This is a genomic window from Acinetobacter sp. YH12151 (assembly GCF_013418355.1).
GTDB classification, from domain to species: domain Bacteria; phylum Pseudomonadota; class Gammaproteobacteria; order Pseudomonadales; family Moraxellaceae; genus Acinetobacter; species Acinetobacter pseudolwoffii.
Map to the genome: position 1 here is coordinate 1 of NZ_VPCG01000085.1, position 5761 is coordinate 5761.

Sequence of the window (5761 nt, forward strand, 5' to 3'; positions counted from 1 at the left end):
CTAAACGTAAGATTATCGTAACCAGTTCTTTTAAACGTGATATTAAAAGACGTTATTTAGAACTGGTTACGGCTGAATGGGCAGAAGTATTAGATTGTTTAGTCGCAAATAATCCTTTGCCTGAAAAATATTTAGATCATCCCTTGAAGGGTGGTGCAGAGTTTAAGAATTGTCGTGATTGTCATGTGAAGCCTGACTTAGTCTTGATTTATAGGCTTGTTGGTGACGATATTTTAGAACTGCATCAGTTGGATAGCCATTCCGAAATTTTTGGATGACTATCGCTCGATGCTTTGAAATATGGCTTTAGCCATGTTTCAAAGTCGGGCAACTTTGCGCTTGCTGTAATTTGATTCGTAATGAGAAAAACCAAGCAAAGTACCGATCAACTAGTATTTTTTAGGGTCGATCTGACACCAGTCATAGGTTTTTTCTTTGACACTACTCGGTTCAAACGAGTAGCAATTTTTCCTCATTATTCTCACCAATGTTTCACCATCACTTTCTCGAATTTGTAGCGGATATTTTTTTAGTACAGCCAGATCTGCTCTACGTTCATCAATTTCGTCTTTGCTTGGTATGTATAAGAAGATAGCCAAAATGAATACCATCATCACAGCCACAAACGTGCTGGCAAAAATAAGGATAAGTTTTAAGTTGAGCCTGTTTGTAGCTTCGTTTAATGCCTGAATACTGTTGTTTAATGCACCTGTATGCTTTTTATTTGCGTTTTCTAGCGATTTTTCAGCCTTGTCTAGCACTCCACTAGCGACTTGGTTGTAAAACTGCTCTAATCGCTTCTTATCGTCTGCTATGGCTTCTCGATATTCCTTCATGGATGCCAATAAAATATATAACTGGTCATCTAAATCATTTTGATTGCTCATAATGACATTCCGCCTCTACTTAGTTTTTGAGATGCCTTGCGGAGTGCTTGCTCGGCTCGTTGTTTATCTAATTCTTGCTGTCGTTTCATTTCCGCTTGGCGTTCCAGTTCTAGACGTTTGGTTTCTTGGTTCTTCTGCCATTGATCAAAACCTTGATCGACACGGTTTAAACCACGCTGTAAAACGCTCTCTTTCTGCTGTTTCTGTTGGTCAAGCTGTTGGGCGTTCTGCTGTTTCACATTGTCATTAAAACGGCTGATTTCAGTGTCTATGCCTTGTCTGCGTAATTGGGTGACTTTAGTGCCTTCATGGATGGTGGCTTGTAGTCCGTTATTCTGATCGGCATAGCTGCGGTGGTCTATTTTTTCCTGAAAGCCTGCTCGTTCTAATGCGTGATTGGCTAAATTTGCCCACGTTTCCCGAATCTGTTTAATTTCGTCTTGGGTTGTCCCCATACCAAGGCTTTTTCGTTTGGCGTTACTGAGTTCAATATCGGTTTTGGTGGTCAGAGTGAGTTTATTGTCTGCATTCAATTCGGCTTTTCGGGTTGTGAGCATGATATGGGCGTGATGGTTTTTATCATTACCGCCTTTACTCGGTTCATGGATGGCTAAATCTGCGATTACGTCATAGCGATCAACTAAGGACCTGGCAAAGTCTTTTGCCAAGTCCTTACGTTGATCAGCGTCTAATTCATCGGGTAGGGCGATTACCCATTCTCTAGCGGTTCGGGCATCTTTGCGGTTTTCGGACTGTTCTGCCAAGTTCCAAAGGTCATTACGGTCAATTTCAATATCGAGATTCGAGATAATTTCTGAATGGGCGACACCATCTTTTCTTGTAAAGTCATGGGTCAGCCCTGTGCGTTCATCTTTGAGCTTTTCACCTGCACGATAAGCCATAGATGCAACAGCAGTTCTGCCTGAACTTCGATTAACTGTTTTGGTCGAGCAATGATAAATCGCCATCGCTTAACACTTCCGACTAGCAGGGACGTAATAACCGCATTTTTCACATTCTCTTTTTAGGTTCTGAACTTCTCTTTCTTCTGCATGTTGTGCCATCTGTTCAGGCATCTTATAAGTGCATTCGTGTCCGCAATTTGGACAAAGGTAAAGGTGAGTTTCTCTAAAATTATACCGATACATTTTTATTTACCTTTTGCTTTTTTAAATTGCGTAGCAATTTTTTGGGGTTAAGGGGATTCCCCTTACGCAAACTTTGACTTGGATGAAATCCAAGTCGTAAGTGCGCATTTCATGAAAAACACGATAGCATATTACCCGCTTGAATTTCAATTCATAGGGTTTTATGCTTGAGTGGTTTTCTATATCCCGAAATTAACCGTTATGACAAAATCAACTGAAAATATTGAAAAGAAAATTGAAGCCCAGTTGGAGAAGCTGAAACAGTTAAAAGCTCAGAAACAGGCTATTGAAGCAAGAGAAAGAACAAAGCAGAAAGAGCAAGAACGCAAGGATGATACTCGGCGTAAAATCTTACTTGGTTCTTACTTGATTAAAAAAATGCAATCCAATGAAGCCAACAAAGAAAAAATACTCGCTGAACTTAATGATTATTTAATAGAGGATCGGGATAGAATACTTTTTGATTTACCTTCGATGAATAACAATTAAGCTGGATATTCTTTATGAAATATAAAATTTTAATGTCTTTATTAACAATGTCAGTTATTACCCTTACTGCATGCAGCAAAAATAAAGAAGAACCAGAACATGTAAGAGTGCAAGCATCGTCTCCTGAGATTGTGGAAGAAGTACGCCAAGAAGCGCAACAAGTACCTGCTCCGCAAGAAATTACAGACGAAGACCGTGAACGTATGAAAAAAGAACTCCAAGATTCATCACGATTTGAAAGTAAAGATACTGCCAATAAGTCGGGCGAAGAAGTAAATGCGGAACTGATTAATCAGTTAGATTCGATAGGACAGCCAGCCAAAGAATAAAATTAAAAAAAAGGAGCTGAAGCTCCTTTTTTTTAATTACCAAATCCTGCCTTTTTTAAGCAAGGGTATAACTCTCTGAATTTTTCAGGCTCTAAAAGCATGTCTGCAATACGAATAGCAAACTGCTGATAGCTTTCTGTACCTTGAGAATATGCCCCCATTTCAGGCATTTCAGACAGTTTGTTTGCAAATAAATGACGTTGGGAATCGGTCATTTTGATGAAAAAATCAGGGGTATTGGGATCTCGTTTAGTTTCAATTTTAGGTTGTACTTTTTGCTTAAACTTGAATGAAAACCCTGTAATTGTACGCCCCTGCTTATGTTGCTCATAAGTTACGGTAATGTCTGTATGTTTGTTAAGTTGCTCAATAGCAATATGTAAAACTTTTTCTTTAAATTGCCCCATTCTTTGATATTTTTCATCTCCAACTCCAAGTTTTAAACGAAATTCATTTAAATCAATAATTGGTGTCTTCCCAGTACTACGCCACGCAATTAAAAGTTCGTATAGGCGAATAGCATAACCGCTTGTTAGATTGGCAACTTGTTTTAATTCGTAGCTTGTAAGGTGTTGTTCAAGATAAGTGATTAGGGGTAAGACCGCTGGAGCAAAAGTAAATTCTATAGTTGCAGAATTATCAATATAAGCAATATCAGACACCCAGCGAGTCGTTTTATGAGCAATACCTTTTTCTCTAGGTTCTTGATAGCTAAACTGTCTTGAGAATAAAGACTTACAGGCATCCTTTAGTGTTTCGTATGCTGTGCTATGGCTTACACCAAACGTATTAATATAACTTTCTGCTGTAATCTCAATTGGTTTATTGAATGCAATATAGTCAAGGTGCATGTTATGAGTATGTTCCCGAATAATAACGATAGCTAATAAAATCAATCGCTGTTCGACAAGACCAAGACTATAACTAGCATTAATCAACGCATTATCTTTTACAACTAAGTCATTTTTCATTGTTGTACACTTTTATAATTCAAGTGTATTTGTACACCTTTGTAATGTACGTGTCAATATCATCGGAATTAGTGTACTTATATGTCGGAATTGGTGTACTTATTGGGGCTAAAATATCGGAATTGGTGTACTTATATGTCGGAATTGGTGTACTTATTAGCTGTGAAAGCCTTGCTGTACAAGCGTTTCAAGCAACTTAAAAATATTTAAAAATATATTTAAAAATAAAAAATATAAAAACTTGTGGAAAACTGCCCTAGGTACTCGCTAAAGCTCGTACTCTATTGAAGCTCGTTCCTCGCTTCGAGGGGCAGTTTTTAATTAATACTGTTCGTGATATTCAAAAGTAAAAGCATTGATAATGTATTCGCTTCGCTCATACTTTTTGAAAAGCAAAAGCTCCAAAGTTCGCACCCATTCGGGATGCTCTGTACCTACCGTTTAAAATCAAAAGGGAGCTTGTAATCAGAGAAAAGGCGAGGTCGAATTTTGATGATGCTCAATCGCTCGTAGACACTCGCTCGGTTCTTATTATCTAGGTTTTAATTATTTACTGGAGCTAATCAAAGTTGTGAAACATTGCTTAAATAATAGGCGTGGAACGTGAAAAATCATAAAAAAAGCCCGAACAGGGATGTTCGGGCTATAAAATAGAATCTACAGCATTGATTTCTATAGATAATTATAACGCATTTCGTATAAGGTGTATTATGTTAATTTTAGAAAATCTTAAGATAATTATTAATGAGTGGCTTAATGAATAAAGAAATTTCTGTATTACTGCATGACGTTCCTACTCATGCAGATTACGCATGTGATGCAACAGATTTAGATCCAGAAGATATTCCTGAAGATCGTATAGAACAAGTCATAAATTTATTAAATTCTTCTGATGAAAATATTGTATTTGAGGCAGCAAAACTTCTGACTAATTGGGGACAATCCTCTGGTTTTGATGCATTAGTAAATTTATTAAATGAAAATAAATTAGTTGGTTATATAGATCATCGTTTACATGGTTATGATGATACACTTCAGCATGTACTTAGAGCTTTTGTTCGTTATTGGGCATTCCAAGCTGATCTAGGATTTGGTGAACAGGCTAGAATAAAAATATTTCATCCTATACAAAAGATTATAGAAATATCTAATACAGAACCATTTGATATTAGTCGCTTATTTTGGTTAATTGATGATGAAAAATACGATGAATATATTCCTTTAATTAAAAACCATTTAATCCAAATAATAGATCATCCTGAATTACAATTTTGGAAAATCCATGATGCTATTGAACTGATGCTGAAATTAGAGCCTGAGTTTGTTCATAATTTATTAGAAGAAAAAGGCAAAACATTGGAAGACTTTAAAATTAACACTTTATAAAGTTATACATTTAACATAATGGTGGTTATACGAAATTCATTTGTTAGAAACCATTTATTAAATCAAAAGTAATGAAAAAGTAAAGAATATGCCTTATATTATCTTTACTTTAATGTTTTTTGAGTGAGGAAATCATGTCCGCAGTCAATTTCAATATGCGCTTAGAAGCAGAGTTAAAAGAACAAGTCACGCCTATTTTAGAAGACTACGGTTTGACTATGCCCCAAGCATTCAAACTGTTCTTGAATCAAATCGTTAAAACTAAGGCGATCCCTTTATCTTTTGACTATGCGCGAGAAACTGCTTTAACTCCTAAAGCAGCAGCTAAGTTACTTCAATCTTTAAAAGAGATTGAAAATGGCGAGTACACCGAGTACGAAACGGTAGAAGAAGCGATTAAAGCTATGTCGGAAGAAGCACATGGCTAAACGTAAGATTATCGTAACCAGTTCTTTTAAACGTGATATTAAAAGACGTTATTTAGAACTGGTTACGGCTGAATGGGCAGAAGTATTAGATTGTTTAGTCGCAAATAATCCTTTGCCTGAAAA

Annotated in this window: 8 protein-coding genes; 5 read left to right on the top strand and 3 right to left on the bottom strand. The window is 36.5% G+C overall.

Features of this window, described 5'->3' with window-relative positions:
- The coding region (locus FTU82_RS15525) for a type II toxin-antitoxin system YafQ family toxin (protein WP_218947763.1) at positions 1-278 on the top strand (278 nt) is incomplete at its 5' end.
- 111 nt (positions 279-389) lie between these two features.
- On the opposite strand, the gene FTU82_RS15530 is transcribed toward FTU82_RS15525, so the two are convergent.
- A complete protein-coding gene (locus tag FTU82_RS15530; protein WP_179997568.1) occupies positions 390-887 on the bottom strand; it encodes a hypothetical protein in 498 nt (165 codons plus the stop codon).
- Positions 884-1855: a MobQ family relaxase gene (gene mobQ, locus FTU82_RS15535; RefSeq protein WP_180015673.1), complete on the bottom strand. Its 972-nt coding sequence runs from the start codon at positions 1853-1855 to the stop codon at positions 884-886. Before mobQ ends, FTU82_RS15530 begins: the two co-directional genes overlap by 4 nt.
- Positions 1856-2236: 381 nt before the next feature.
- Here mobQ and FTU82_RS15540 point away from each other — a divergent pair, with 381 nt between their 5' ends.
- Positions 2237-2524: a hypothetical protein gene (locus FTU82_RS15540; protein ID WP_020847062.1), complete on the top strand. Its 288-nt coding sequence runs from the start codon at positions 2237-2239 to the stop codon at positions 2522-2524.
- A 14-nt stretch (positions 2525-2538) separates the two neighbouring features.
- On the top strand, positions 2539-2853 hold the full coding sequence (locus FTU82_RS15545) for a hypothetical protein (RefSeq protein ID WP_151208206.1): 315 nt from the start codon (positions 2539-2541) through the stop codon (positions 2851-2853).
- Between the two features lie 32 nt (positions 2854-2885).
- On the opposite strand, the gene repM is transcribed toward FTU82_RS15545, so the two are convergent.
- A complete protein-coding gene (gene repM / locus FTU82_RS15550; RefSeq protein ID WP_151208205.1) occupies positions 2886-3824 on the bottom strand; it encodes a replication initiation protein RepM in 939 nt (312 codons plus the stop codon).
- A 756-nt stretch (positions 3825-4580) separates the two neighbouring features.
- Between repM and FTU82_RS15555 the strand changes: the two genes are divergently transcribed.
- Entirely contained in the window at positions 4581-5210 is a 630-nt protein-coding gene (locus FTU82_RS15555; protein ID WP_078194520.1) for a hypothetical protein, read from the top strand.
- A gap of 134 nt (positions 5211-5344) precedes the next feature.
- Complete coding sequence (locus FTU82_RS15560) at positions 5345-5638, top strand: type II toxin-antitoxin system RelB/DinJ family antitoxin (protein ID WP_001277151.1); 294 nt, start codon at positions 5345-5347, stop codon at positions 5636-5638.
- Positions 5639-5761: the final 123 nt, after the last annotated feature.

What these genes read in the sequence shown, in the direction of transcription:
- FTU82_RS15555 (WP_078194520.1), top strand. Translation starts at nt 4,581, where the DNA reads ATGAATAAAGAAATTTCTGTATTACTGCATGACGTTCCTACTCATGCA.
- FTU82_RS15530 (WP_179997568.1), bottom strand. Translation starts at nt 887, where the DNA reads ATGAGCAATCAAAATGATTTAGATGACCAGTTATATATTTTATTGGCA.
- FTU82_RS15540 (WP_020847062.1), top strand. Translation starts at nt 2,237, where the DNA reads ATGACAAAATCAACTGAAAATATTGAAAAGAAAATTGAAGCCCAGTTG.
- FTU82_RS15560 (WP_001277151.1), top strand. Translation starts at nt 5,345, where the DNA reads ATGTCCGCAGTCAATTTCAATATGCGCTTAGAAGCAGAGTTAAAAGAA.
- FTU82_RS15545 (WP_151208206.1), top strand. Translation starts at nt 2,539, where the DNA reads ATGAAATATAAAATTTTAATGTCTTTATTAACAATGTCAGTTATTACC.
- repM (WP_151208205.1), bottom strand. Translation starts at nt 3,824, where the DNA reads ATGAAAAATGACTTAGTTGTAAAAGATAATGCGTTGATTAATGCTAGT.
- mobQ (WP_180015673.1), bottom strand. Translation starts at nt 1,855, where the DNA reads ATGGCGATTTATCATTGCTCGACCAAAACAGTTAATCGAAGTTCAGGC.